This window comes from Hafnia alvei, from assembly GCF_900095695.1.
Lineage (GTDB): Bacteria > Pseudomonadota > Gammaproteobacteria > Enterobacterales > Enterobacteriaceae > Hafnia > Hafnia alvei_B.
Map to the genome: position 1 here is coordinate 1 of NZ_FMIQ01000075.1, position 25,904 is coordinate 25,904.

Here is a 25,904-nt window from a genome sequence, read left to right on the forward strand (position 1 = left end):
GCTGGTGAGCATAGTCAAGCAATTGTCAAACAGCAGTACAGAAAAGTAATCTGATGTGCGAAGGTGGCGGAATTGGTAGACGCGCTAGCTTCAGGTGTTAGTGTTCTTACGGACGTGAGGGTTCAAGTCCCTCTCTTCGCACCAACAGATTGTTATTTCTCTCTCTAATCCAATTAAAATCCCTTCGTTTTTTTACTTCTTAACACTCCCTTTATATTTAATATCGCTCGTATCCATCAATATCAAATCCCAAAATAATTGTAATTTAATAAAATTGTCGCTAATCCTCCGGCCAGAGCGAGTCCAGATGGAAGCAGCACATAGTTTCGCAAACGTGGGTTAAACAACATCGCCAGCGTGACTAACATAGCCAGCACCATCATGCCTTTTAAAAAAGATAAATTCAGATTGGAAACAATCAGCATAGGCAACACTAACGTTGGAAAGCTTATCCCCCAAATTCCGCTAAGAGATTTACAAACCCACAAGCTTATCCCCCACACCACCAGAAGCACCATCGCAGCAATCAGCATAACCTTCACCGTAAATGATAATAATTCCCAATATCATATACTGAGACATAGATCGTTTCATCCATGAATTATGTATGTGTAAAAGCATAAAAGCGGCAGGATTCAGTGAAGGGGCAGTATGATTTTCACGCAAAAAAAGTCGATGTAACCCACATTGATTACAAGCACATGACATCTTAGATCAAAGCTGTTAGTTTTATCGCCACATCAGACATCCCTAAGAAAATTCTTGTCTAAGAACTAACATATTACTGCCATTTTATATTTTTATTTGAGCGATATTGACAGTCACGAGCCTTATTTAATGAACGAAAAAAACTACGACGACCTATTAAATAGCAAAAGTCATATGACATTCCTGCTATTTATCCTGTTAAATGGTGCTACATCGTTTTATGCGCTGCTCAATCCATTACAAACAGATCCTCCGTATACGTTTGCGGGGATTGGCGTTTTTGCCTTTTGCCTATTTTCAGCCATCTCATTGATATGGCATCGTGACAAATATTTGCTGAAGCTCAACGTTGCATCTCTATTGCTAGGATTGCTATGGTCGTTTCATATAGCGGCTAAATATCAACATGTTGACGCCAACAGCCATGAATTTTTATTGATCAATCTGTTCAGCATATTTTTTATTGCCGCCGTCACGCTTTCTGACAACTTATTAGCGTTCTGTCTAAATGCCGTTCCCGTAGCAATGACCGTTATTGTGCTGGAAGATTTCCACAATATGACGCGCATTTTATTCGTTCTAACATTACCGATTATCGCACTGTCATTACACCACGCAATGACGCGCCGGCGTGAGGCATTTACCCGTCGATTGGTCACCCAACTAGAACAAGATAGAGCTCGCTTTAGCGATCTCAGCATGATTGATCCCCTTACCACGCTGCTTAACCGCCGTGGTTTAGAGTTTCAATTCCAGCATATGGGCAGCGATTGTGACCTCGAGCACAAACATTTTGTCGTCATGTTGGATATTGATTTTTTTAAACTCTATAACGATCACTACGGTCATCAATACGGTGATATAGCGCTTAAAAGTATTGCTCAAATTATCAAAGAAGCCGTTCGTACCAGAGATTTAGCCATTCGGTATGGCGGTGAAGAGTTTTTACTTATTTTACGCGACGCGTCTGAAAGCCTCGCGATACAAATATGCGAGCATATTCGTTTACATGTAGAACAATTGGCGTTAATCAATGAATATCAGCCAAATGGAAGCAACGTGGTAACAATTTCAGCGGGGCTTTCGGAGATGTACGGCAATAATTTGGAAAATGCCATAACGCGTGCCGATCAGGCGCTGTACATATCAAAACAGAAAGGCCGCAATAGAGTTTTACTGCAAAAAGAAACCTAATTTCTTTTTATAATCTGCTAGATAGAAAAATACTCTCTATCTAGCTAGGTACGAATTATCCACCACCAATAGATAGATTAAAGCATAAATTATTTAAAAAAATATAGTCCCGTATCGTAACCCTTATTTTTCCTGCCCGCCTATTTTGAGGCATCGAATGCATTCACATCCTGCACTTCGTTTTTCATCACCTCAAATTTTCAATTTCACCGTCATTGACGCCATGACACATTTAGTTCAACCAGCATCTTGCGATTGATAATAGTTATCAGTATTATTGCGTTTTGGTATTTACTATCTAGGGTGTTGTGGTGAAGATAACTGCGCTGACTGAGTTTAATGCCTACTTTCCAGCCGTCTTTCCTGCTTTTCCGCCAGAAGCGGAAGAACTGACTGCGCTTTTTAGCCAGCACTACCCTCATTTTCTTACTACATTCCTGATCGATGAATCTGCTGCTAGCAACGATTTGTCGGCTATACAGTGGTCAACCGCAGAAACCTACGCCAAACTGATGGCAAGCTATCAGCAAGAACACTACGCTGAATACCCCGATAAAACGCCGGAAGCCAAACCGTTAGAATCACTCTGGGCGCAATGGTATTTTGGTTTATTGGTGCCGCCGATGATGCTGTTGCTACTTGAGCAATCAGCACCTCTCGATCCACATATTCGGCAGTTCAAAGTTCGTTTTCATGAAAGTGGACGCCCTGAGGCATTTATCTACTATCCGCAGTTAATGGCGGGAGATGCACGTAACAGCACTCCGCTGCAACGCATGGTATCTTTGGTTGAGCGTCATCTCATTCCAGCGGTAAACGCCATTGCTCGCCAAGGTGTTTTGAACGCTAAGCTGATGTGGAGCAATATTGGCTATGTGATGCATTGGTATTTAGGGGAATTACGCCCCCTGCTGGGTGATGCACTTTTCTCACAGCTTGAACAGGCTCTCTTTTTCTCTGCCTCTTTCCCTGATGGCCAAGATAACCCACTCTATCGCACCGTTCTGATGCGTAACGGCACTATCCAACGCCGTACCTGCTGCCAGCGCTATAAGCTGCCCAAGATGAAAGAGTGCGGTGATTGCCCGCTCACGCTGGGCTAGAAAAGCGGAGTCAACTTAAAACATTCTTATCTATTACTACTAAATCAAGTAATAGCTTTCTTGATCGGCGTCAGAAGAATTTCCCCTTCATTACGTATCCTTGTGCGACTTAAAAACAAAGGATATGTTTTCAATGAATTGGTATATCAAGGTATTAAAAGATTACGCTAACTTTAATGGTCGAGCCCGCCGCAAAGAATATTGGTTATTTGGCCTTATCAACGGCATCGTGTGTGGGATCATATTTGCTCTAGCGCTCATATCAGGCAGCGCTATCATAAACGTTATCCTGATCTTGTATGTACTTGCGGTTGTCATCCCTAGTATGGCGCTCACAGCCAGAAGATTGCATGACACCGAGCATTCTGGCTGGTTTTACTTCGTTAGCTTCATTCCTTTAGTTGGACCAATCATTCTACTAGTCTATCTCTGTAGAGCAGGAACCACGGGCGCGAACCGTTATGGCGCAGACCCAAAAGCTGAGCAACCAGTAGGCATCATTCAATAAAATCGCTTCATCACTAACCCACCTCTCGGTGGGTTAGATTGCCTTATAAATAAATAGAATTAACTCATCCCCTGCTAATAACCATAGCTCGATTAATTTCATTGAGTTATTTATGGTTATTCTTAAATAACCTTTATTAATTCGTGACGAAGATCACAAAGAAAAATAGTTTTCCCGCCTTAGACCGAATAAAAGCTACCAAAGATAACGAGAATAATTATCATTCTGTATCGCATTTAATAAAGCGATGCCATTGACTGGTTAACATCCGGCGATGGCCAGATTGCTCATAATTAATTTTTAGATCTTCGTGCTTTTTCAAGCAGGGATAATTAGATGAAATACAAAGCGTTTCTTAACTCTTCGTTAAAAGCGGTGTTGCCAATCGGTTGTTTAGTCTTCCCTTTGAGCGCCCTTGCGGATACAGCAACAACGGACAATGAAGACAAAATCATTGTCAGTGCCAAATCAAGCCTTCCTCCATTGGGAAGCTACGAAAATACCGGTACAAAATCAGATCTGACCGCACAAGATACCCCACAGACCATCAACACCGTTGAAGGCCAAGAGCTCGACGAGCGCGGCATCAGCTCACTGAACGAAGCGCTGCGCTATGTGTCTGGCGTAACCACCGAAAACCGTGGTGGAGCTATCACCCGCTTTGATGAATTCACCATTCGCGGATTCAAAAACAGCGAAAACTATCTCGATGGCTTGCAACTGCCTTACAACGAATGGAACATTCAAGGCCAAGTTGATACCTACATGCTCGATCGTATCGAAGTCATGAAAGGCCCCGCATCAGTTTTATACGGTAACGCCTCACCCGGCGGTATCGTCAATATGATCAGCAAGAAACCACAGAAAAACCAAAATACCGACGTAGAATTTGATACCGGCAGCGATAACCGCCGTGAAGGCAAAATCGACTCTACTGGTCAAATTGGTGACAGCGACGTCAGTTACCGCTTTGTTGGCGTAGCGGGTGCCGTTGATGGGCAGGCCGAAGGCTCCAAAAATGAACGTTATCTGTTAGCGCCTTCTCTGCGTTGGGATATCGACGATAACAATAGCCTGCTGGTACAAGCTTTCTTCCAGAACGATCCTAATGCTGGCGTTTATACTTCTCTACCGGGCGAAGGTACCTTCAAGTATTCTCCTTACGGTAAGCTACCAACTGACGTTTATCTGGGCGATCACAATTGGGAATCTTATAAGCGCAAACAAGAATCTGTCGGCTACCAGTTCGATCACCGCTTCAGCGATGAGTGGTCTTTCACGCAAAAAGCCCGCTTTATGCACATCACGGCTTATCAGGAAAACACCTACAGCACCGGTCTCGAAGCCGATGGTCGCACTCTCGGCCGCCGCATGTACATGACCGATGAGAGTATGGACTCCTTCAATATTGATAACCAAATTGCAGGCAAGTTTGATACCGCGTTCCTGCGTCACAATGTGTTGCTGGGCTTCGATTACCAGTGGCAGAACAACAAAACCGAATATCAAGACGCCGTTGCACCAAGCATCGATATCTTCGATCGCAATAATCATGAGATTAACCGCGGCAATATTGCCTGGGATCCGTCGCTGGCCACCAACGTGCGCTATTCCATGCACCAGAACGGCTACTACTGGCAGGACTCTATCGATCTCGACAAACTGACCATCTTGGCCGGTGGTCGTTATGACCAGTACGAGAAGCGCACCTACGGCCTGCAATACGGTGCCAATACGGATGAAACCTTCTCTCAAAGCAAATACACCCAGCGCTATGGCGCGATGTATCACTTTGAAAACGGCATCTCCCCGTATGTTGCTTACTCAGAGGGCTTTGAGCCTCTAGCCGGGCGTAACAAAAGCGGTGGTTCTTACAAACCAGAAACCAGCAAGATGTGGGAAGGTGGGGTGAAATTTGCCACGCCAAGCCAGAACACCATCTTCACGGCCGCTGTGTTTGATATCAAAAAAGAGAACGCGCTGACCTCTAACCCGAACGGCGTTGATCCATACGAGAAGTACCAAAGTGGCGAAATCGAGTCGAAAGGCTATGAGTTTGAACTGCGCACTTCCCCGCTGGAAAACCTGCTGTTGACGGCCAACTACGCTTATACCGACGTGAAAATTACCGAAGATGCTAACAAGGCATTGATCGGCAACCGTCCGGTACAAACGGCTAAAGACAACGCCAGCGCATGGGCTAACTACACCATTGACGATACTTTCCTGCGCGGACTCACCGTCGGTGCGGGTATCCGTTACATCGGTCGTATGGAAGCTAACCAGAGTAATACTGAGCAGTTGCCAGCCGTTACGCTGTATGACATGGCCGCGTCATATGAGTTGGGTAACCTAGCGCCTGCGCTGGATAACGCCACCCTGAAAATGGCGGTGAATAACATCACTGACAAACGCTACGTCGCAAGCTGCTACGACAGCAATAACTGCTGGTTCGGCGCAGAACGCTCCGTGGTTGTTGGTGTGAAATATTCCTTCTAAGTACCTCTAAAAAATAGGGATGCCGATCGTTTCGGCATCCCTTAATAAAAATACCTTTTACATGATTTCATTGGCGATTTAACGCCAGATCCACAGCCCGTATCCGCAATCTAGACATCTGGATAAATGCTGAGCATCGAATTTGTACTACTCGTAATAATCTAAGGTAAGATCTATGACCCAGTTCTCCTTATCCTCTCAGCAGCAGGCCGCCACGCAACCTTATGATTTTATCGCCATTGGTATTGGGCCATTTAATCTTGGGTTAGCATGCCTCACTCAGCCGCTGTCGCAGGTAAACGCGCTATTTCTCGACCAAAATTCTGGCTTTGATTGGCACCCAGGCATGATGCTGGAAAGCGCTCATCTGCAAACGCCGTTTATGGCCGATCTGGTGACGCTGGCCGATCCAACGCACCCACTGAGTTTTCTGAACTACATCAAACAGCAGGGACGTCTGTACTCGTTTTATATTCGCGAAAGCTTCTTTTTAATGCGTAAAGAGTACAACCAGTATTGCCGTTGGGCGACAGAGCGCCTGAACAACCTGCGATTTAATACCAAAGTTGAGCGCGTGGAGTTCGATCAGGATAGCCGCTGCTATCAGGTGCATTGCAGCGATACGCGCAACGGCCAGAAGTTAAAATTTGAAACGCGCCATCTGGTTCTTGGCACCGGCCCCTCGCCGGTTATCCCTGAGTGCTGCCAGCCCTTTGCCGAACGTATGGTGCATTCCGGCCAGTATCTGCATCACAAGGAAGAGCTCCAAACCCGCCGTTCTATCACGGTGGTAGGCAGCGGGCAAAGCGCGGCAGAAATTTACTACGATCTCCTCTCCGAGATTGATAAGTATGGCTATCAGCTAAACTGGGTCACTCGCGCGCCGCGCTTCTTCCCGCTGGAATACACCAAGCTGACGCTGGAAATGACATCACCGGAGTATGTGGACTACTTCCACCAGTTGCCCGCTGAAAAACGTGACCAGCTTAATCTGCAAAGCCAGCAGCTTTACAAAGGTATCAACAGCAGCCTGATTAACGATATTTTCGATCTGCTCTATATCAAACGCTTAGACGGTCATGTGAATACCCGCTTGTTCACCAATACCGCCCTGACCGGCGTAAAAAATACCGCCAACCATAAAACCTTGAATCTGGCGCTGCATCAGCATGAACAGGATCAACACTTCGCCATCGACAGCGAGGCAGTGATCCTGTGCACCGGATATCGCCACCAGCCACCTGCATTTTTACAACCGATCCATGATCGGATCGCGTGGGATGAAAAAGGCCGTTACGACGTTGCCCGCAACTACTCGATCGATAACCAGCACCACGAGATCTTCGTGCAAAACGCCGAGCTGCACACTCACGGTTTTGTCACTCCCGACCTTGGTATGGCCTGCTACCGCAACTCATGGATCCTGCGTGAGATCACCGGAACCGAGCACTATCCGATTGAAGAACAAATTGCTTTCCAACAGTTTGCCGCTCCGCAAACCGGAGATTTGCTATGAGTTATATATTTAAACATCAGGTGGAAAATGTGGGCGATTTTGCCCTACGTCCGCTGGATGCGGTTCAAGACGCCGAGCTGCTGCATAGCTGGGTTAGCCAACCTTACGCTCGTTATTGGGGAATGATGGAGCAAAGCGTTGAGCAGGTGCGGGATTTCTATCTCGATCTGCTTAAGCATCATCCCGATGGCGCATTCATCGGCGTGTATCAAGGCAAACCAACGTTTCTGTTGGAACGCTATCAGGCAATCCACGATCCGGTTGGCCAATGCTATCCGGCACAAAACAGCGACTATGGTATGCACATTTTGGTCGCGCCAGCAGATAAACCGGTCAGCGATTTTACCTGGGCCGTGTTCCAAACCATCGTGGCGTTCATGTTTAGCGATGAGCGCGTTACTCGCATTGTGGTCGAGCCCGATGTGCGTAATGAGAAGATCCATAGTCTGAACAAACGCGCTGGTTTCGTCTACCAACATCAAATTGAGCTCGCGAACAAAACCGCATGGCTCGCGTTCTGCGATCGCGAGCAGCACGCCGCCGCACTGCGCCATGATGCACAATTCCATTCTGTTTCCCGTCAGGAGACCCTCGCATGACCGCTCATACTCAGTTTTCTCATTTGCCCGTATCGGAACAAAATCGTCACGTTATCGCTCACCTGACCCCCGAACTGTGGAGTAAAGCCAACCGCCTACACGTCCGCAAGGCGATTGCCGAATTCGCCCATGAGCGCTTAATCACGCCTGAATGCGTTAGCCAGCCGACTTCAGCCGATGAAATGGCCGATTACCAACTCACAGCGCCACAGGACGAAGTGATCTATCACTTCCGCGCACGTCGTCTAGCCTTGGAACACTGGGCCATTGATGCTGACTCTATTCAAAAAACGCAAAACGGCGTTGAGCAAGAGCTGGACTCGCTACGCTTTATCATTGAATTCAAAGACGTGTTGGGCATTCCACAGGAAATGTTGCCCACCTATATGGAAGAAATCACCAGCACCTTATACAGCAGCGCTTTCAAGCATCTGCGCGAAGGGGTTTTGATTGAGCATCTGCTCGACGCTGATTTCCAAACGCTAGAAGGCGCCATGATGGAAGGCCACCCCGCGTTTGTGGCAAACAACGGCCGTATTGGTTTCGATGCGTTTGATTATCAGGCCTATGCGCCGGAAGCCGCAGCGCCAATCAACTTTGTTTGGCTTGCGGCACACAAAAGCAAAGCGCATTTCGCCAGCATCGATGAGCTAAGTTATCAACAGCTGCTGGAAGAAGAGCTCACACCAAGCATCGTTAACGATTTCACTCAGCAATTGATCGCACAGGATCTTGATCCGAATAACTACATCTTTATGCCCGTGCATCCGTGGCAATGGCAAAATAAGCTGACAGGGATCTTTGCCCCCGATATCGCCAAGCGTGAGCTGGTTTATCTGGGCATTGGCGACGATAACTATCAGGCTCAACAGTCCATCCGCACCTTCTTCAATACCAGTCACCCGCGCAAACGCTATGTGAAAACCGCGCTATCAATCCTCAATATGGGCTTTATGCGCGGCCTGTCTCCGTACTACATGGCGACAACGCCGGGCATCAACGAATGGCTGACCGAACTTATCGAAAACGACAGCTGCCTGCGTGATTATGGTTTCCGTATGCTGCGCGAAGTGGCGACCATCGGCTATCGTAATCACTATTACGAAAGCGCGGTGAGCGGCGATACGCCATACAAAAAAATGATGGCGGCGCTGTGGCGCGAAAGCCCGCTGGCGCTAATTCAGTCGAACCAGCGTGTTATGACGATGGCGGCGCTATTGCATCAGGATCGCGATGGCAATGCGTTGCTGCCGGCCATGATTCAGGCTTCAGGCTTAGAGACCGGTGAATGGTTAAAGCGCTATCTGCAAAGCTATCTCAGCCCGCTGCTGCACTGCTTATACACCTACGATCTGGCCTTTATGCCACACGGTGAAAACCTGATCCTCGTGCTGGAAAACCACACTCCAGTGCATGTCTTTATGAAAGATATCGCCGAAGAGATCGTGGTAATGGATCCCGACGCTGATTTACCTGAAAAGGCCAAACGCGTTGCGGTATTCGTACCCGACGAGCTTAAAATTCTGTCGATCTTTACCGATGTGTTCGACGGTTTCTTCCGCTTTATGGCTGCAATTCTGCATGAGCAGGGAAATTATCCGCAGGAGAAATTCTGGCAACGCGTGGCGGAATGCGTGACGGATTATCAGCAGGCGCATCCTGAGCTGACCGAACGCTTCGAGCGCTATGACATGTTCAGCCCAGCGTTTACTCATTCTTGTCTCAATCGCCTACAGCTGGCTAATAATCGCCAGATGATTAACCTCAGCGATCCCTCACAAAACCTGAAATTTGCGGGCCAGTTGGATAACCCATTGGTAGTTTTTAAATAACGGTCAATGCGACTGGCGCTGACACAAAAGATACACGGGTTTACCGTAGGGTGCGGTTATGGAATACACCCTACGCTCCCCGAAAATCAGCCTTGAACGACTATAGCCCCTGCCGTTCCCTTTTCACTGGGAATGCAGGGGCAAACTCTTTACATAAACCGAGTAATCACCCGACATGTCATCCTATATTGCTGCTTCTAAGCTAACTCGCCGTGCCGTGCTGTTTCCTCTCGCGCTGGTGCTATTCGAGTTCGCAACCTACATCGCCCACGACATGATCCAACCGGGCATGATCCATGTGGTGCGTGATTTCAATGCCGACGTGAGCTGGGTTCCAACCTCGTTAACCGCGTATTTATTCGGTGGCATGATGCTGCAATGGCTGCTTGGGCCGCTATCTGACCGCGTTGGCCGCCGCCCGGTGATGCTGACCGGCGTGATGCTGTTTGTCGCCGCCTGTATCGCTACGCTATTCACCAACAGCATTGAACAATTTATTCTGATGCGTTTTATCCAAGGCATCAGCCTCTGTTTTATCGGTGCCGTTGGATATGCCGCCGTGCAAGAAGCCTTCGACCAAACGCTCAGCATCAAGCTGATGGCATTAATGGCCAACGTGGCTTTGATAGCGCCATTGGTTGGCCCACTTGCCGGAGCTGCTTTTATTCAATTTGCACCGTGGAAAAGCATGTTTGCCGTTTTTGCCTTAGTGGCATTTATTGCATGGCTAGGTCTATGGAAAGGGATGCCGGAAACCGCGCAGTCACAGGGCGAAAAATTACGCTTAACCTCCCTGTTGGCAGACTATCGGCAGGTATTCGGCAATCTGCGCTTTGTCTGCGGGGCAGCATCAATCGGCTTTTCAGCTCTGCCGCTGTTGGCATGGGTCGCCATTTCACCGGTGATACTGATCGATGGCGAAGGGCTTACGCCAGTGGCGTATGGCTGGCTACAAGTGCCTATTTTTGTGGCTCTCATCATGGGCAATCTTGTGCTGGCACGCATTGCAGGAAAGATGTCGATTGAAAAACCACTCTGGCTCGGTGCGCCGCCTATCATCACAGGTCTGGCACTGGCCACCTTCGGCACACTATTTACCCCACACGCTTATCTTTGGACCATTGCGGGGTTAAGCCTATACGCCTTCGGCACAGGGCTGATTAACGCAGGGTTATATCGCCTCACGCTGTTTGCCAGCGATATGCGCAAAGGCACCGTTGCCGCCGCGCTCGGTATGACCACCATTGGTATTTATGCCTTGGGTATCGAAATCGCAAAACGTATTTATCTCTGGCAGGGAAGTGGGATCTTTAATCTGTATGGATTAATCAGCGGGCTGCTTTGGCTGGGTCTGATGTGGGTATTTTTGAAGAAAAAGGTCAGTAGCTAATCTCTGCATACTGACCCCATCGTAACCCTCCCCTTGGCAGGGGAGGAATTTCGGTTGCGGGAACTATCCCACCACTACCGATAACATACTCAGCGACGCCATAACAATGCCGTCCACCGGCACAGAAATAGGCTCTTCACCGTCCCATGCACCCAGTACATATAACAGCGGCAGGAAGTGCTCCGGCGACGGGTTAGATAATTCAGCGCCTTCATGCTGCATAAAGTTAACCAGCGGATGGTTTCCACCTTTATATGCTAAATTCTCACGTACAAAATTATCAAAGCTAAATGCCCACGGGTAAGGCTCGGCTTCGCCCTGCCACTTAACCATTCGCAGGTTATGTACCACGTTTCCGCTCGCCACAATCATCACGCCTTCATCGCGTAACGCCGCGAGTTTCTTGCCTAATTCATAGTGGTACGCAGCCGGTTGAGTACCATCAATACTCAATTGAATCACCGGAATATCCGCATCTGGGTACATTTTTATCAAAACGCCCCACGTACCGTGATCCAAACCCCATTCGCTGGTATCCAAATGCACCATTTCTGGAGCCAGTAATTCCTGTACTCGTCGGGCAAGCTCAGGCGAGCCCGGCGCTGGATATTGGGTATCGAACAGTGCCTGTGGGAATCCACCAAAATCATGGATCGTACGCGGCTGCTCCATCGCCGTGACAAACGTGCCACGGGTGTACCAATGAGCAGAAACAGCAACAATCGCTTTCGGACGCGGCAACGTTTTACCTAACTCGCGCCAAGCCGTGGTGTAGTCATTTTCTTCCAGCACGTTCATCGGGCTACCGTGACCGAGAAATAGCGCAGGCATACGAGAGGTAGTCATAACATTATCCTTTTCTGAGTCTGGCGGAGAGCATCGCCTCCGAATGGTTATACATTACTCAGATTTATCTCGATCGTCTGCCGGATAACTATGATGATGATTGTCAGTAAATTTGAATATAAGACACCGAGGGGGTTGAGTTATTAGAGCCATTGGTAATAACTTTGTATTCGCTATTTACTTAATGATAGGTTAAAACAATAATAGGAATCATTATCAACAAGGAGGCGCTATGTCAGTTCCACTTATTCTGACTTTGCTTGCCGGCGGTGCCACATTTGTCGGCGCGTTATTAGCCATTATCGGACAGAAACCCTCCAACCGGGTTTTAGCTTTTGCGCTTGGCTTTGCGGCAGGGATTATGCTGCTGATTTCTTTGATGGAAATGTTACCCGCCGCGCTGGGTACCAAAGGCATGTCGCCGATGCTCGGCTATGGCATGTTTATCATTGGTCTGGTGGGCTATTTCATGTTGGACAGAATGTTGCCGCACCAGCATGCACATGACCTGATGGATGCCCCTAAAGCAGGTAAAACACGAAACCTGCGCCGAACAGCCATGCTGCTGACGCTCGGTATTAGCCTGCATAACTTTCCAGAAGGCATTGCCACCTTTGTCACCGCCAGCTCTGACCTTGAATTAGGTATGGGCATTGCGCTCGCGGTAGCCATTCACAATATCCCTGAAGGCTTAGCGGTTGCAGGGCCGGTCTATGCCGCTACGGGCTCAAAAATCAAAGCGCTATGGTGGGCAAGCGTTTCGGGCTTCGCCGAAATTTTAGGTGGATTGCTGGCATTTTTCCTGCTGGGCCCAGCCATCTCTCCGGTGTTAATGGCTTCTATTATGGCTATGGTGGCGGGTATTATGGTGGCGCTATCGGTAGATGAACTGATGCCGCTGGCCAAAGAGATTGATCCGCAGAACAACCCAAGCTATGGCGTGCTGTGCGGTATGGCGGTGATGGGCTTTAGCCTGACGCTGTTACAAAGCAGCCCGCTCGGTTAAGACTCTCCCATCTCCAAATAGCAAAAAGGACAGCCTAGGCTGTCCTTTTTCGTGCAGAGCTCAGCGAAATTAGCTCGCGATTTTTTCTTGAGACTGACGGTAAGCCACCAAATCATCGATGGTCACGACTGGCATATTATGTTTGTTAGCAAACACAATCACTTCTGGCGCACGCGCCATGGTGCCATCGTCGTTGGTCAGTTCACACAGTACGCCTGCAGAACGGAAGCCCGCTAAAGTCACCAGATCGATAGTTGCTTCAGTGTGACCACGACGAGTCAGAACGCCGCCGTTTTGAGCACGCAGTGGGAACACGTGACCAGGGCGATGCAGGTCCGAAGGCTTAGCGCCTTCAGCGCTTGCGGCGCGCACGGTAGTCAAACGGTCTTTGGCGGAAACGCCGGTCGTCACGCCTTCAGCGGCTTCAATGGTCACGGTGAATGCTGTGCCATAATGACTCGTGTTGTTGCTGACCATCATCGGCAGATCTAGCTGCAAACGACGCTCTTCGGTGATACACAGGCAAACAATGCCGCTACCGTGACGGATGGTCAGAGCCATCTGTTCTTCAGTCATGGTTTCAGCAGGGAAAATCATGTCGCCTTCGTTTTCACGATTTTCATCGTCAAGCACCATAACGCCACGGCCTTCACGCAATGCAGCCAGCGCACGTTCAACACGTTCCATCGGAGTACCGAAATCGGAAAGTAAAGTCTGATTCATGGTAAAAAAACCTCATTAATTATATGGATTACCAGAATCAGGGCAGCTTTGAGGAGTGGCAAACGTAAGCCTACGGCTAACGCGCCTAATAACGCGAGTGGGACAAACCCAACAGGTACCGTTACTCTCTCCCATCCGGACTCTAACCGTCGGCTCTGGAATTACACCAGATCTGCTGTCCTTACACCTTGCGGCATAAGCGCTCGCGGGCTTTCTATGCTGCGCTTGCCGTGAAAGACATGCGTTATGCATAAATTTACCGCCGGTGGGGACTTCCACCCCGCCCTGAGAATAAGCAGGTCAACTATAACGCTAATGATTAGTTTGGGCAATCGTCATTCCAGATTATCCAAGAGCGATCACAGAGGTTTATCCATTCGCCAACTCGCATTACACTATGCAGCTATAGCTCTGCTATTGTGCATCAGATCAATATCATCGTCATTCGTTCTGATAGTGGTTCTTAAGCCCTAACGCATGACCATAACGACCAAGGAACACGCCATGATTGACCCGAAGAAAATTGAACAGATTGCCCGTCAGGTGCATGAATCCATGCCAAAAGGACTGCGCGAGTTCGGGGATGATGTCGAGAAAAAAATCCGCCAAATCCTACAGGCACAATTTAATCGTATGGATTTAGTGAATCGCGAAGAGTTTGACGTTCAGACGCAGGTTTTGCTGCGCACACGTGAAAAGCTAGCGATGATGGAACAGCGCTTAGCTGCGCTAGAAGAAATACTGGCAGCAAGCGAAACACCGGCGACAAAAGACGCTGAATAAGCCAGTCGAACATGAACGCAAAAACGGAAGCCTAGGCTTCCGTTTTTTATTGCTGCTTTATTGCTACTTAGAAAGGATAGCTAATGGGAGCTTAATCCGCTTTCCGCCGCGCGCCGTGGCAACAATGCCCATAATGCAGCTAGCATCACAATCGCATAAATGCTTTTCCAGCCAACCATGTAGAGCAATAACAAACACAATACGCTGCCTATCGCCGCCATCAGACGTGAACGTCCTTTCAGTAGACGGCAACCCGCCAGCATACACAGCAGATAGATCATGATAAAAATGCCGTTGGCATAAATAATCAGTTCATCCAAAGCCACACCTAGCGCATAAATGCCCACCGCACACAGTAAACAGCAGCCAAGAACAACATTCAGCGCGTTGACCGGTGCCTGACGCGATGAAAGCTGCGCCAAACGGCTTTGAGGTTTCAGCTGCGCCTGTGACCACACCAGCCGAGCAAAGCTTTGAGTGTAAATATTGAGGCTGGCAAAGCAGGCCAGATAGCCAATAATGCAGGCGACCCACAGCGCCTGTTGCCCAAATAGCTGCACCACGATCCCCGGCAGTGATGCTGCGGCGGCTTTTTCCGCACCGAAGGCATTGAAATGCAAGACTGCAACCGTACAACCCCAGTACACCACGCCAGCCAGCAGCAAGCCGATCATCAATGCACGAGGAAAATCACGTTCGGGATCTTTAAATTCAGAAGCCAAATGGGCAAAGGCTTCTAGTCCAACAAAGCACCAAAACATCACGGCTAATGCGGAAAAGAGGTTATGAGGGCTCACGTCTGACGGGGCTGGGAATGGAATTTCCGCCGGCGATATTCCACCACGCCACCAAATGGCCGCGACCAAAGCCACCACCAGTGCGGCGATCAACGTCTGTAAGTTCGCGCTGGAACCCGCTCCGCGAGTGCCCAGAAACCACACCACCATCAGCGTGCCGATTTCCACCAGCAGCAGCTCCCAGCCGTGCCAGCCAAACATGGCCTGCCAAAAGCCTGCCGCAATTTGCAGTGCCGCAGGCAAACCAACGGGGATAACGGACAGAAACAGCCAGCCGGTCACTCGCGCCATATGCGGCCCAAATGCCATACCAACAAAATGAGCGGCACCGCCCGCGCTTGGAAAGTGACGCCCAAGTGCAGCAAAACCAATCGCGATCGGAAACACGAGGACAATGAGAATTGGCCATGCCCACAGGCTATCATTGCCGGCCACCAGCGCCGCTAATGCAGGCACAGCAAACACGCCCGTGCCTAACAGCGATGTGGATAACAACCCTATTCCCTGAGCCAGTCCTAGCTCTTGCTTTAATCCGCTCACAATGTGTTCCGCTTAACGTTCATCGGGGGATTATTCGTGGCCCTGACGGATCGTTTTGATGATATTGGTGGTTGAACAACCATCTTCAAAGTTCAGCACACGCACTTCACCACCGGCAGCAATCACTTCTTTTCCGCCCGCAATATCTTCAGGTTTGTAGTCACCGCCTTTAACCAGCAGATCCGGCAATACCTCAGAGATAATGCGCTGCGGCGTATCTTCTTCAAATGAGATAACCCAATCCACGGCTTCCAGCGCGGCCAAGACGATCATTCGCTGTGCTAACGCATTGACCGGACGCTCTTCGCCTTTCAAGCGTTTGGTTGACGCATCGCTGTTTACCGCAACGATCAGTCGATCGCCCAGTTTGCGTGCGTTAGCTAGATAAGAAACATGTCCCGCATGCAGGATGTCAAAGACACCGTTAGTCATCACGACTTTTTCGCCACGCTGACGAGCGTTAGCAACGGCGGCTTTTAGCTCTTCCTGACTCATCACACCAAAGCCAGTTTCACTGCGCCCACGAATGGCATTTTCCAGCTCGATAGGTGAAACGGTAGAAGTCCCCAGTTTACCTACCACCACACCCGCGCCTGCATTGGCTAAGAAGCAAGCCTCTTCCAATGATGTTCCCGCGGCAATTGCCGTTGCCAGAACGCCAATAACCGTATCGCCAGCACCGGTCACGTCATACACTTCTTGCGCCTGCGTCGGCATATGCAACGGCGGCTGGTCGTACTGCAACAAAGTCATGCCCTGTTCAGAACGCGTCACCAACAGCGCCGTGAGCTCAAATTCACGCATCAGTTGCAAACCACGTTCAACCAATTCTTCATCGGTTTTACAACGGCCAACTACGGCTTCGAACTCAGACAGATTTGGTGTTAACAGCGTGGCGCCTCGGTAGCGTTCAAAATCAGTACCTTTAGGATCGATCAGTACAGGAACGTTCGCCGCACGTGCTAGTTGAATCATCTGTTGAACCGAATTTAATGCCCCTTTGGCATAATCGGACAAAATTAACGCGCCCAATTTTGGCAATGCGTGCTGAATTCTTTCAAAGATTGGCTGAGGATCAATGCTGCTAAAACCCTCTTCAAAGTCGAGACGAATCAGCTGCTGATTACGCGATAAAACACGTAATTTAGTGATCGTTGGATGCGTCGGCACGGACACGAAATCGCATTTAACGTTAACTTCACCCAGCTTAGCGCTTAGCGCTCTTGCTGCATCATCGATACCGGTTAAACCCACCAAACGAGCATTCGCGCCGAGAGACGCTATGTTCATTGCCACGTTGGCCGCACCGCCTGGACGCTCCTCAACGGTATCCACTTTTACCACCGGTACTGGTGCTTCAGGTGAAATACGGCTGGTAGGTCCATACCAGTAGCGATCTAACATTACGTCACCCACAACAAGTACGTTGGCATGACGGAAATCAGGTAGGGTTACTTTCATCCCCGGACTCCAAAAAAGACTAAGATTGTGCGCGATATTATCACACCCAGCGTTATTTCTATTACACCCTTCTCACGAGTTGTGGCTGCTCGTTGACTGCAACTCCACGTAATTTATGTATACAATAGGATCTCAATTCATTCAGCGAGGTTCCGATTTCCCCGTTATGGCTGACAATCATGTTTACCCGAAATTCGAGCGCGAATTACTGCACCCACGTTACTGGTTAACTTGGTTGGGGTTGGGAGTGCTATACATTTTAGTCCTTCTGCCCTATCCATGGCTGTATAAGTTTGGAACGTGGTTAGGCAGAACTGCGATGAAGTTTATGAAACGCCGGGTAAAAATTTCTCTACGCAATTTAGAGCTTTGCTTTCCCCAAATGAGTGAAGCCGAGCGTAGAGAAAAAGTTGCCAAAAATTTTGAGTCCGTTGGTATGGGGCTCATTGAAACCGGTATGGCTTGGTTTTGGCCAACGTGGCGTATAAATCGCTGGTGTAAAGCTGAAGGCTTAGAAAACATCGCTAAAGCTCAGCAAGAAAGCAAAGGCGTACTGCTGATTGGTTTGCACTTCTTAACGTTAGAGCTAGGCGCACGTATTTTTGGTGTTCATAATCCCGGCGTCGGTGTTTATCGTCCTAACGACAACAAGGTTGTGGATTGGATGCAAACTTGGGGACGTCTACGCTCCAATAAATATATGCTCGACCGTAAAGACGTTAAGGGCATGATCCGCGCGCTCAAAGAAGGTGAGATCGTGTGGTACGCACCCGATCACGACTACGGCCCACGCAGCAGCGTTTTTGTTCCCTTGTTTGCCGTTGAAGAAGCAGCCACCACAACCGGCACTTACATTCTGGCTCGCATGGGCAAACCGGCTATTATCCCATTTAACGCGGTTCGAGCCGAAGACGGTAGCGGCTATACCATGGTGATTCAGCCACGATTAGAAGATTTCCCGCTGGAAAACGAAACCGTCGCCGCTATCGCCATGAATAAAGTCGTCGAGCAAGAGATCCTACGCGCGCCCACGCAATATATGTGGATGCACCGTCGCTTTAAGACTCGCCCCAAAGGCATGCCTTCACGCTACTAGTCCAAAGCACTAACGCTTATTGTTCTAAATAGATTTCAAAGAAAATGGGTTTCAGGGAAGAAACCACTAATAGCCAAATATTAGAAAATCCATTGCTCCCACAATATCATCTCGGCAATATCCCAAGTCATCGACCTGTTCCCCTAGCTGCGACAACGCGACACCAGCCATCTGCGGCGTCATCAATAACACTTCATATCCTTCAATTTTAAAGCACAGGATCAGTCGATCCTGCTCAGCCAACGATGATGTTGTTTTTAGCCCTAATGGGATAACCATTCGGGTCGCTAGCGATGATAAAAAATCGTGCTGAACATCCAGAAGATACGGGAAACGTTTGGCAGAAGCCCGGTCTCGGTTTTTGTAGACGGCAAACTGGCTCATCAAAAAGACCTCAGGCCATCGCTGAATACACCGTTCTCTTCAACATCTTGATTATAGGCAGCAATGCTTTGTTGATGGCTATCAAGCCACTGTCGTTGCCCCTCTGCGATGACGACCTGCTGCAGAGCCTCTTCCATCACGGCAGATAAATTGATGTTAAGTGCTTTAGCCTGTTGAATCAGTCCCTGATCGATGCTCACATTCACCGCCTTTTTACTTCCCGTCAGAAGCGTTCTACGTTTCATCACGAAACTCCATGCGCATAATTTATGCGCATTATAGAACAACAAAAAGAGAAACGGTTGAAATTTGCGCACAGCTTCGCAAAGATTTTTCTCTATCCCAACCACGTCGCCCAACTGCGGCGCACCTGTTCACGCTCAGCAACAAATGCATCCAGCCCGACGGTGCCCGACTGCTCTTGCAGCGCTAAATGGTGGATCGCATCACGCATCGTCACATAGGCCTGCGTCAGCGCAGCCGCTTCTTCCTCTGGCATGATGTTGTAGTTCGCCATCAGCTCAAAAATACGTACGTTGTCTGACCAACGCGTGAGGCGGGGTTCTTGCGAGGCGTAGTTAAGCACCAGATATTGAGCGATAAATTCAATATCCGTAATGCCTCCCTCATCGGCTTTAATATCAAATTGGTCGCGATGCTTGCCGCCCAGATGCTGGCGCATTTTTTCTCGCATCTCACGGACTTCAGTTTTTAAGGTGCTCGTCTCTCTCGAACGACACAAAATCTCATGACGAATCGCATCAAACTGCTGATGGAGCTGCACGTCACCATAGACAGGGCGGGCACGTACCAAGGCCTGATGTTCCCACGTCCACGCTTCGTTTCGCTGGTACTCACCAAAGGACTCAACGGTGCTCACCAGCATGCCGGAAGCGCCAGAAGGACGAAGGCGGGCATCTACCTCATACAAAATCCCCGATGACGTACGCGTACTAAACAGATGCATAATGCGCTGCGCCAAGCGCAGATAGAATTGGCGACCATCAATGCTGCGCTCGCCGCTGGTCATCACATCAGACGGGCAATCGAGCAAGAAAACAAGATCGAGATCGGAGCTATAGCCTAGCTCCCACCCGCCTAATTTCCCGTAACCGAGTACCGCAAACCCTCGCCCTTCGCGCCCTTGCAGATGCGTCGGCTGACCATAACGCCCAACCATATGTGTCCATGCCTGCTGCACCACTGCGTCAATCATCGCTTCAGCAAGATAGGTGAGATGATCGCTAACTTTCATCACCGGCAGCGCTCCTGAGATATCGCTGGCAGCAATTCGCAGTTGATGCGCATGTTTAAACTGTCTCAGCGCCTCAAGATTCTGCTCTTCATCATCGGCGGGAACCCGCATTAGATATTGGCGCAGCTCATCGCGATAGGCATCTTGGGGAACGGGCTGATACAAAGTGTTCGGATCGAGCAGTTCATCCAGCAGCAGCGGATAACGTGCTAGCTGCGTCGCCACCATCGGCGATGCCGCGCACAGGCGGATCAGTTGACTCAGCGCCGCGCGATATTCCACCAGCAGCTCCAGATACGTGGTGCGCGTGACGATGTTGAGCAATAGCGGAGTTAAGCGTTGCAGCACGCGTACCGCGTCTTCTCTGGCACAAACTTCACCAAGTAGCGCTGGCATCAGTTGGCCGAGGACTTCGCGGCCACGAGGCCCGATGGTGCGTTTATCAACATCGCTGCGGAAATCATTGATACAACGCAGCAACAGCTGGCGCGACTCGCTCTCTAACTGCGGCGTGAAGGGGTCTAGATCGCGCTCATCCAACAAATCTTGCCACAGGGCGGCAAACTGCTCACGCGGTGCTTCCGCACTTCCTTCTTCGCTCTCATCATCGCCGATGAGTTCGTTAAAAATAGCCCTCACAGCCAGCATTTTTTGCTCTAACTGCGCCATCAGCTGAGCCCAGTCCGTAACGCCCATTCCCCAAGCTAAGCGGGCCTGATTCAGTTCATCGTTGGGCAGCGTTTGAGTTTGTTCGTCGTTGATAGCCTGAAGAAGATTTTCCAAGCGGCGTAAAAACAGATAACTTTCAGTAAGTTCTGTAACCTGTTCAGCCTTAAGTAAACCGAGCTGGCCAATTGCCAACAGAGAAGGCTGGAGCGCGCGCTGCTGTAGAGAAGGCTCACGCCCACCGCGGATCAGCTGGAAAACCTGCGTGATAAACTCGATCTCGCGAATGCCACCAGCACCGAGCTTAATATTATCTTTCAGGCCTCTGCGCCGTACTTCACGGGCAATCATGCTTTTCATGTTGCGCAGCGACTGAATAACACTGAAATCAATGTAACGACGGAATACAAACGGGCGCAGCGTACGGCGTAGTTCTTGGCTATAGGCGTCTTCATTGCCGCCCATCAGACGGGCTTTGACCATCGCGTAACGTTCCCAATCACGCCCCTGTTCTTGGTAATAATCTTCGAGCGCGGCAAAACTCAGCACTAACGGGCCACTGTCTCCAAACGGGCGCAGACGCATATCGACACGATAAACAAACCCGTCCACCGTGGGCTGATCGAGTGCCTTGATCAGCCGCTGCCCCAAGCGAGTGAAGAATTGAGCATTATCTAACTCACGCCGCCCACCTTGCGTCACTCCGCTTTCTGGATAGGCAAAAATCAGATCGATGTCCGATGAAAAATTCAGCTCACCGCCACCCAGTTTTCCCATGCCTAAAATCAGCAATGGCTGCGGTTCACCTTGCGCGTTGCACGGTGTACCCCATTCTGCACAGCAGGTTTTATATAGGCGATCGCGCGCGGCAATAATCAATGTTTCAGCCAGTTCGCTTAATTGGCGCAGCGTATCAGCCGTTTCACAGAGTTTGAGTGATTGCATCCATGAAATTCGCGACAGCATATGACGGCGAAACAGCCGCAGCACGCGCATCAAACACGCTTCATCATCAGCGCCGATTAATTGTTCATCCAACCAATGAGCATAATTTTCCCACTCATCAGGCTGAGGGGGAGTGTCATGCAGTTGCTGCCACCATTCGGGATGCGCGATAAAGTTTTCACTCATGAAATCGCTCAGCGCCAGTGCGCTTCGGTCTTCAAAAGAGGAAATAACCAAACGCTCCGAGATTTGCGCGGCCTGAGCCTCAAGCAAAGGGGGAAACACGCGAGAAGCAGACTCAGACATAAACACTCCCTGAATAAACGCCTATTTGCAGACGAACACGATGATGTAGTGAGTTCTTCCATCTCCTCCCTTCTCAGGGAGGAGAGCCAACTAGCCTATTCAGCTAGTCGTTGACGGACGGTTTTTGAGTACCATTCAACCAGAATGTGGGTTGATCCATCGCATGCTTACGCGTGGATTCAATATAGGCATCTTGCTTCTGAATAATCGCCTGCTGCAGCGTTTGCCAACCAGATAAATACTCCGCCACAGATTCTTCAGGATAGGCCCCTGAAAGCACATGGAACAGCAGCAACTGGCGAACCAAACGGACATATTTGTCCTGGTACTCACCGCCGTGCTGCACATGTTCGAAGGCTTCTTTCAATTCGGCACCGGTACGTCCCAGCATGATATCGGCAAAGCGTTTAAACGAGCCATTCAGCTTGGTTTGCGTTTTATCTGTCACGAAAGAACGCCATTCTGCGGTGGCTATCCAGCGAGTAAGCGCTAACTGGGTATTCAGATACAGCGGGCTAAAGCAGACTTTTTTGGCGTCAAGACGCGGCGTTGCTAACTGCTCTTCTAGCTCAGTGAGACCAGCACGCAGTGCGGTGCTCGCCTTGCGCGGTACTAAACCGCCAAATAACACAAAAATTTGGCGCAGCAGCTCGATCGCCTCAAGCACGCTTTTCTGGGCTTTACGGTCACCGTGCAGCCAAACTTCTTCATTAGCCTGCCAGTGGCGCAGCGCGAAGGTAAAGGCATCGCTCATGCCTTGTTCAACGTTAGCCTTTGGCGCAACGTTTAATATACCTAACGGAACGATCTCTCGTTCAGGATTACCTTTTGCCAAGTGGTAGCCACGCGCGGCTTTGCTCAGGCTACCCAAGCGCAGGCCCCCTTCAGTCGCTAGTTCTTGGGCAAAAGAGAGTAAATCCTCTCGACTACCCGATTTCAGCTCCAGTTCGATTTCATATAAAGGCTCGCTAAGCTCACCGGCTTTCACTTCGCCCTGATCTAGCGCCACCTCAATCTCACTTGAACGGTAAGTAACTACCCACTTCTCTCGTGCAAAATGCGTGCTAAACACCGGTGAAAGTGCGGCTTGAAGCGCCTGAAGATCACAGCCCTCTGGCCATACTTCCGCAGGAAGCAGGTGAATGTCTAATTCGGCAGACTTGAGATCAACGTTAAATTCAGGGCGCTGATGCAACCCTCCCACGGTTTTGCCCGCGGTTTTAAGCGTCATTTCGTAACGATCGCCATATCCGCGAATGCGCAAACCCATGTCATAACTACGCAAGGTGTTATCGGCGGTTTCATAATAGATATTGGTGAGTTTTTGCGCCGCAGTATGAACATTTGGCCACGGAGCCAAACGCTGAGAAAGTTGTTCCGCTACTTCTGGGGTAGCGATGAATTTTAGTTCGATTTCGACGTTCATAGCTTCGGTCATAATTGGTTCACATTAAGGTTTTACCGAACTATATCAATAAGTTCAGGCGGAAATACAAAAATGGTGTGCAACACAAAACACATCAGTTAACATGCGCACCCTTCTGACAACTTTTGCGCAGAAAACCATCAAAAGGTGCATGAGTGATGCCAGTAAATACTATATTAGGATTGTTTGCCAAGTCTCCCCTGAAACCACTTCAGGAACATGCCAGCAGCGTGCACCAATGTTGCTCACTGCTCATTCCATTTTTCCAAGCTACGGCTCAACAACAGTGGGAAAACGCTCAACAGCTTCGTGAGCAAATCTCCATGCTAGAAAAACAGGCTGATACGCTGAAACGAGAAATTCGCCTCAAGCTACCACGCGGGCTGTTTTTACCGGTTGCTCGAACCGACATGCTCGATCTCGTGACTCAGCAAGATCGTTTGGCTAATCGCGCTAAAGATATTGCCGGCCGAGTCATCGGCCGCCGTCTCATGGTACCGGAATCGATGCAAACCGACTTCATGGTTTATTTGCAACGCTGCTTAGATGCTACCACGCAGGCCAACAAAGTGATCCACGAACTGGATGAACTGTTAGAAACAGGCTTCCGTGGGCGTGAAGCGTCACTGGTTGAGCAAATGGTGATGGAGTTGGACCACATTGAAGATGATACCGATCATCAACAAATTTTGCTGCGCCAAGCGTTGTTGGCTCTCGAACCACAGTATAACCCTATCGATGTGATGTGCCTGTATCAGGTCATGGAATGGATCGGCAGCCTTGCCGATGAATCACTGCGCGTAGGGTCACGCCTTGAGCTTATGTTAGCTCGTACGTAGTCATTGGTTTCTCACTGTTAATTTTAATCTTTTGATATTTTGGACTAACACAAATGGCAATTATTGCTGACCACGGCACTTTGCTGATCTTCATCGCGGCATTTTTCGGCTTGCTGATGGCGATTGGTATTGGGGCTAATGACGTTGCAAATGCTATGGGCACCTCCGTAGGCGCTCGCGCAATCACCGTCCGTCAGGCGATCATTATCGCCATGATCTTTGAATTTGCCGGAGCCTATCTGGCCGGTGGAGAAGTCACGCAAACCATCCGCAACGGCATCATTGATACCAGCGCCTTCAGCACACAGCCAGACGTGCTGGTTTTCGGCATGATGGCATCATTGCTGGCGGCTGGGATCTGGCTCATCGTAGCCTCGATGATGGGCTGGCCAGTTTCAACAACGCATTCCATCATTGGCGCTATTATTGGCTTTGCCTGTGTTTCTGTTGGGCCAGACGCCGTGGAATGGGGCGGCGTAAAAGGCATTGTAGGCAGTTGGATTATTACTCCGCTGATTTCCGGCGTGGTGGCTTACGGTATTTTCCTCAGCGCCCAACGTTTAATTTTTAATACCGATAATCCTTTCGCCAATGCACGCCGCTATGGCCCAATTTATATGTTTTTGACCTCTTTGGTTATTTTGCTGGTAACCATCAAAAAAGGCCTTAAACACGTTGGACTGCATCTTACCAACGGTGAAACATGGATTATCTCGATTGCGCTATCTCTGTTAGTGATGATCGGTGGCTATTTCTACCTATCGCGTAAATCATTCACCGATAACTCCGATGAAGAAGACCATTTCCGAGGCGTAGAGAAAGTCTTCAGTTTGCTGATGGTGATTACCGCGTGTGCGATGGCGTTTGCCCACGGTTCGAACGATGTCGCCAACGCGATTGGCCCATTGTCGGCCATCGTCGCCATTGTGCACGATCCCTTAGCGCTCGCGTCTACGTCGCCTATCGTCTGGTGGATATTACCACTGGGCGGAGTAGGCATCGTGGTTGGGTTGGCATTAATGGGACGGCGTGTGATGGAAACCGTAGGCAGTGGCATCACCGATCTTACCCCGAGTCGAGGCTTTGCCGCTCAGTTCGCCACTGCGTCTACCGTTGTGATTGCTTCTGGAACAGGATTACCGATTTCCACCACGCAAACGCTGGTTGGTGCGGTGCTTGGCGTGGGGTTCGCTCGTGGTATTGCGGCGTTAAATCTTAACGTAGTGCGCAACATTGTGGCTTCATGGATTATTACTCTGCCTGCGGGAGCGGGGTTATCTATCGTGTTGTTTTATATTTTGCAGGCACTGTTTGGCTAATTCGTGCTTTTCGTCAAACCATCGATGAAAGCCAAATAAACAGATGAAACATGGGGCCTGATAAGCGATTATCAGGCCTATTAATTTTTAGCCGTGCATTCCAAAAGGTGTAACGACCCGCTTTAGAAGTCAGATAGTTCCCATTTCGGATTTTTCATTGCGT

22 protein-coding genes, 1 tRNA gene and 1 riboswitch are annotated in these 25,904 nt (G+C 49.4%); of the genes, 14 read left to right on the forward strand and 9 right to left on the reverse strand.

Translation table 11 applies throughout. From position 1 onward, the window contains the following. Nucleotides 1-57 precede the first annotated feature (57 nt). A tRNA-Leu gene (locus tag BN1044_RS20565) sits at nucleotides 58-144 on the forward strand. Nucleotides 145-242: 98 nt separating this feature from the next. Here BN1044_RS20565 and BN1044_RS20570 read toward each other — a convergent pair. Continuing rightward, a complete protein-coding gene (locus BN1044_RS20570) occupies nucleotides 243-533 on the reverse strand; it encodes a DUF1435 family protein (protein WP_072310239.1) in 291 nt (96 codons plus the stop codon). A gap of 304 nt (nucleotides 534-837) precedes the next feature. Here BN1044_RS20570 and BN1044_RS20575 point away from each other — a divergent pair, with 304 nt between their 5' ends. From BN1044_RS20575 to BN1044_RS20610, 8 genes are all read left to right on the forward strand, one after another. Beyond that, complete coding sequence (locus BN1044_RS20575; RefSeq protein WP_072310240.1) at nucleotides 838-1,902, forward strand: GGDEF domain-containing protein; 1,065 nt, start codon at nucleotides 838-840, stop codon at nucleotides 1,900-1,902. A gap of 311 nt (nucleotides 1,903-2,213) precedes the next feature. Continuing rightward, nucleotides 2,214-3,005, forward strand: coding sequence for a siderophore-iron reductase FhuF (fhuF, locus tag BN1044_RS20580; protein WP_081329635.1), 792 nt, complete (start codon nucleotides 2,214-2,216; stop codon nucleotides 3,003-3,005). A 133-nt stretch (nucleotides 3,006-3,138) separates the two neighbouring features. Then, nucleotides 3,139-3,513, forward strand: a complete 375-nt coding sequence (locus tag BN1044_RS20585) for a DUF805 domain-containing protein (protein ID WP_072310241.1) — start codon at nucleotides 3,139-3,141, stop codon at nucleotides 3,511-3,513. Nucleotides 3,514-3,849: 336 nt separating this feature from the next. Further along, nucleotides 3,850-6,012, forward strand: coding sequence for a TonB-dependent siderophore receptor (locus BN1044_RS20590; protein WP_072310242.1), 2,163 nt, complete (start codon nucleotides 3,850-3,852; stop codon nucleotides 6,010-6,012). Nucleotides 6,013-6,187: 175 nt separating this feature from the next. Beyond that, on the forward strand, nucleotides 6,188-7,528 hold the full coding sequence (locus BN1044_RS20595; protein ID WP_072310243.1) for a lysine N(6)-hydroxylase/L-ornithine N(5)-oxygenase family protein: 1,341 nt from the start codon (nucleotides 6,188-6,190) through the stop codon (nucleotides 7,526-7,528). Then, complete coding sequence (locus BN1044_RS20600) at nucleotides 7,525-8,127, forward strand: GNAT family N-acetyltransferase (RefSeq protein WP_072310244.1); 603 nt, start codon at nucleotides 7,525-7,527, stop codon at nucleotides 8,125-8,127. The genes BN1044_RS20595 and BN1044_RS20600 overlap by 4 nt, the downstream gene beginning before the upstream one ends. Beyond that, entirely contained in the window at nucleotides 8,124-9,959 is a 1,836-nt protein-coding gene (locus BN1044_RS20605) for an IucA/IucC family protein (protein WP_072310245.1), read from the forward strand. The genes BN1044_RS20600 and BN1044_RS20605 overlap by 4 nt, the downstream gene beginning before the upstream one ends. A 175-nt stretch (nucleotides 9,960-10,134) precedes the next feature. Then, nucleotides 10,135-11,349 (forward strand): MFS transporter, encoded by a 1,215-nt coding sequence (locus BN1044_RS20610; protein WP_072310246.1) that lies wholly within the window; start codon nucleotides 10,135-10,137, stop codon nucleotides 11,347-11,349. 63 nt (nucleotides 11,350-11,412) lie between these two features. Here BN1044_RS20610 and ygiD read toward each other — a convergent pair whose 3' ends face one another. Then, nucleotides 11,413-12,195 carry a 4,5-DOPA-extradiol-dioxygenase gene (gene ygiD, locus BN1044_RS20615; RefSeq protein ID WP_072310247.1) on the reverse strand — a complete coding sequence of 261 codons (783 nt, stop codon included), beginning with the start codon at nucleotides 12,193-12,195 and terminating at the stop codon, nucleotides 11,413-11,415. A 232-nt stretch (nucleotides 12,196-12,427) separates the two neighbouring features. Between ygiD and zupT the strand changes: the two genes are divergently transcribed. Further along, nucleotides 12,428-13,201 (forward strand): zinc transporter ZupT, encoded by a 774-nt coding sequence (gene zupT, locus BN1044_RS20620; RefSeq protein ID WP_072310248.1) that lies wholly within the window; start codon nucleotides 12,428-12,430, stop codon nucleotides 13,199-13,201. Between the two features lie 69 nt (nucleotides 13,202-13,270). Here the strand turns inward: zupT and ribB are convergent, their stop codons facing one another. Continuing rightward, nucleotides 13,271-13,924: a 3,4-dihydroxy-2-butanone-4-phosphate synthase gene (gene ribB, locus BN1044_RS20625; RefSeq protein ID WP_025799042.1), complete on the reverse strand. Its 654-nt coding sequence runs from the start codon at nucleotides 13,922-13,924 to the stop codon at nucleotides 13,271-13,273. A 119-nt stretch (nucleotides 13,925-14,043) separates the two neighbouring features. Continuing rightward, a riboswitch (FMN riboswitch) is annotated at nucleotides 14,044-14,221 on the reverse strand. A gap of 207 nt (nucleotides 14,222-14,428) precedes the next feature. On the opposite strand from ribB, the gene ubiK reads away from it, so the two are divergent. Beyond that, complete coding sequence (gene ubiK / locus BN1044_RS20630; RefSeq protein ID WP_072310249.1) at nucleotides 14,429-14,707, forward strand: ubiquinone biosynthesis accessory factor UbiK; 279 nt, start codon at nucleotides 14,429-14,431, stop codon at nucleotides 14,705-14,707. 80 nt (nucleotides 14,708-14,787) lie between these two features. Here the strand turns inward: ubiK and yjeH are convergent, their stop codons facing one another. Together yjeH and hldE are read right to left on the reverse strand one after the other, a co-directional pair. Next, nucleotides 14,788-16,044, reverse strand: a complete 1,257-nt coding sequence (gene yjeH / locus BN1044_RS20635) for an L-methionine/branched-chain amino acid transporter (protein WP_072310250.1) — start codon at nucleotides 16,042-16,044, stop codon at nucleotides 14,788-14,790. A gap of 30 nt (nucleotides 16,045-16,074) precedes the next feature. Beyond that, complete coding sequence (hldE, locus tag BN1044_RS20640) at nucleotides 16,075-17,505, reverse strand: bifunctional D-glycero-beta-D-manno-heptose-7-phosphate kinase/D-glycero-beta-D-manno-heptose 1-phosphate adenylyltransferase HldE (RefSeq protein WP_072310251.1); 1,431 nt, start codon at nucleotides 17,503-17,505, stop codon at nucleotides 16,075-16,077. Between the two features lie 166 nt (nucleotides 17,506-17,671). Between hldE and BN1044_RS20645 the strand changes: the two genes are divergently transcribed. Further along, entirely contained in the window at nucleotides 17,672-18,601 is a 930-nt protein-coding gene (locus BN1044_RS20645; protein ID WP_072310252.1) for a Kdo(2)-lipid IV(A) acyltransferase, read from the forward strand. Between the two features lie 66 nt (nucleotides 18,602-18,667). Here BN1044_RS20645 and BN1044_RS20650 read toward each other — a convergent pair whose 3' ends face one another. The 4 genes from BN1044_RS20650 to BN1044_RS20665 form a co-directional block, all read right to left on the reverse strand. Next, complete coding sequence (locus BN1044_RS20650; protein WP_072310253.1) at nucleotides 18,668-18,985, reverse strand: CcdB family protein; 318 nt, start codon at nucleotides 18,983-18,985, stop codon at nucleotides 18,668-18,670. Continuing rightward, nucleotides 18,985-19,230, reverse strand: coding sequence for a type II toxin-antitoxin system CcdA family antitoxin (locus BN1044_RS20655; protein WP_040046244.1), 246 nt, complete (start codon nucleotides 19,228-19,230; stop codon nucleotides 18,985-18,987). The genes BN1044_RS20650 and BN1044_RS20655 overlap by 1 nt, the downstream gene beginning before the upstream one ends. A 92-nt stretch (nucleotides 19,231-19,322) precedes the next feature. Further along, the gene (gene glnE / locus BN1044_RS20660; RefSeq protein WP_175421632.1) at nucleotides 19,323-22,157 is read right to left on the reverse strand and encodes a bifunctional [glutamate--ammonia ligase]-adenylyl-L-tyrosine phosphorylase/[glutamate--ammonia-ligase] adenylyltransferase; all 2,835 of its coding nucleotides are present in this window, start codon (nucleotides 22,155-22,157) and stop codon (nucleotides 19,323-19,325) included. Between the two features lie 103 nt (nucleotides 22,158-22,260). Beyond that, nucleotides 22,261-23,583: a CYTH domain-containing protein gene (locus tag BN1044_RS20665; RefSeq protein WP_072310279.1), complete on the reverse strand. Its 1,323-nt coding sequence runs from the start codon at nucleotides 23,581-23,583 to the stop codon at nucleotides 22,261-22,263. Between the two features lie 158 nt (nucleotides 23,584-23,741). Here BN1044_RS20665 and BN1044_RS20670 point away from each other — a divergent pair, with 158 nt between their 5' ends. After that, nucleotides 23,742-24,422 carry a TIGR00153 family protein gene (locus BN1044_RS20670; protein WP_072310254.1) on the forward strand — a complete coding sequence of 227 codons (681 nt, stop codon included), beginning with the start codon at nucleotides 23,742-23,744 and terminating at the stop codon, nucleotides 24,420-24,422. 53 nt (nucleotides 24,423-24,475) lie between these two features. Continuing rightward, a complete protein-coding gene (locus BN1044_RS20675) occupies nucleotides 24,476-25,741 on the forward strand; it encodes an inorganic phosphate transporter (protein ID WP_072310255.1) in 1,266 nt (421 codons plus the stop codon). Nucleotides 25,742-25,904: the final 163 nt, after the last annotated feature.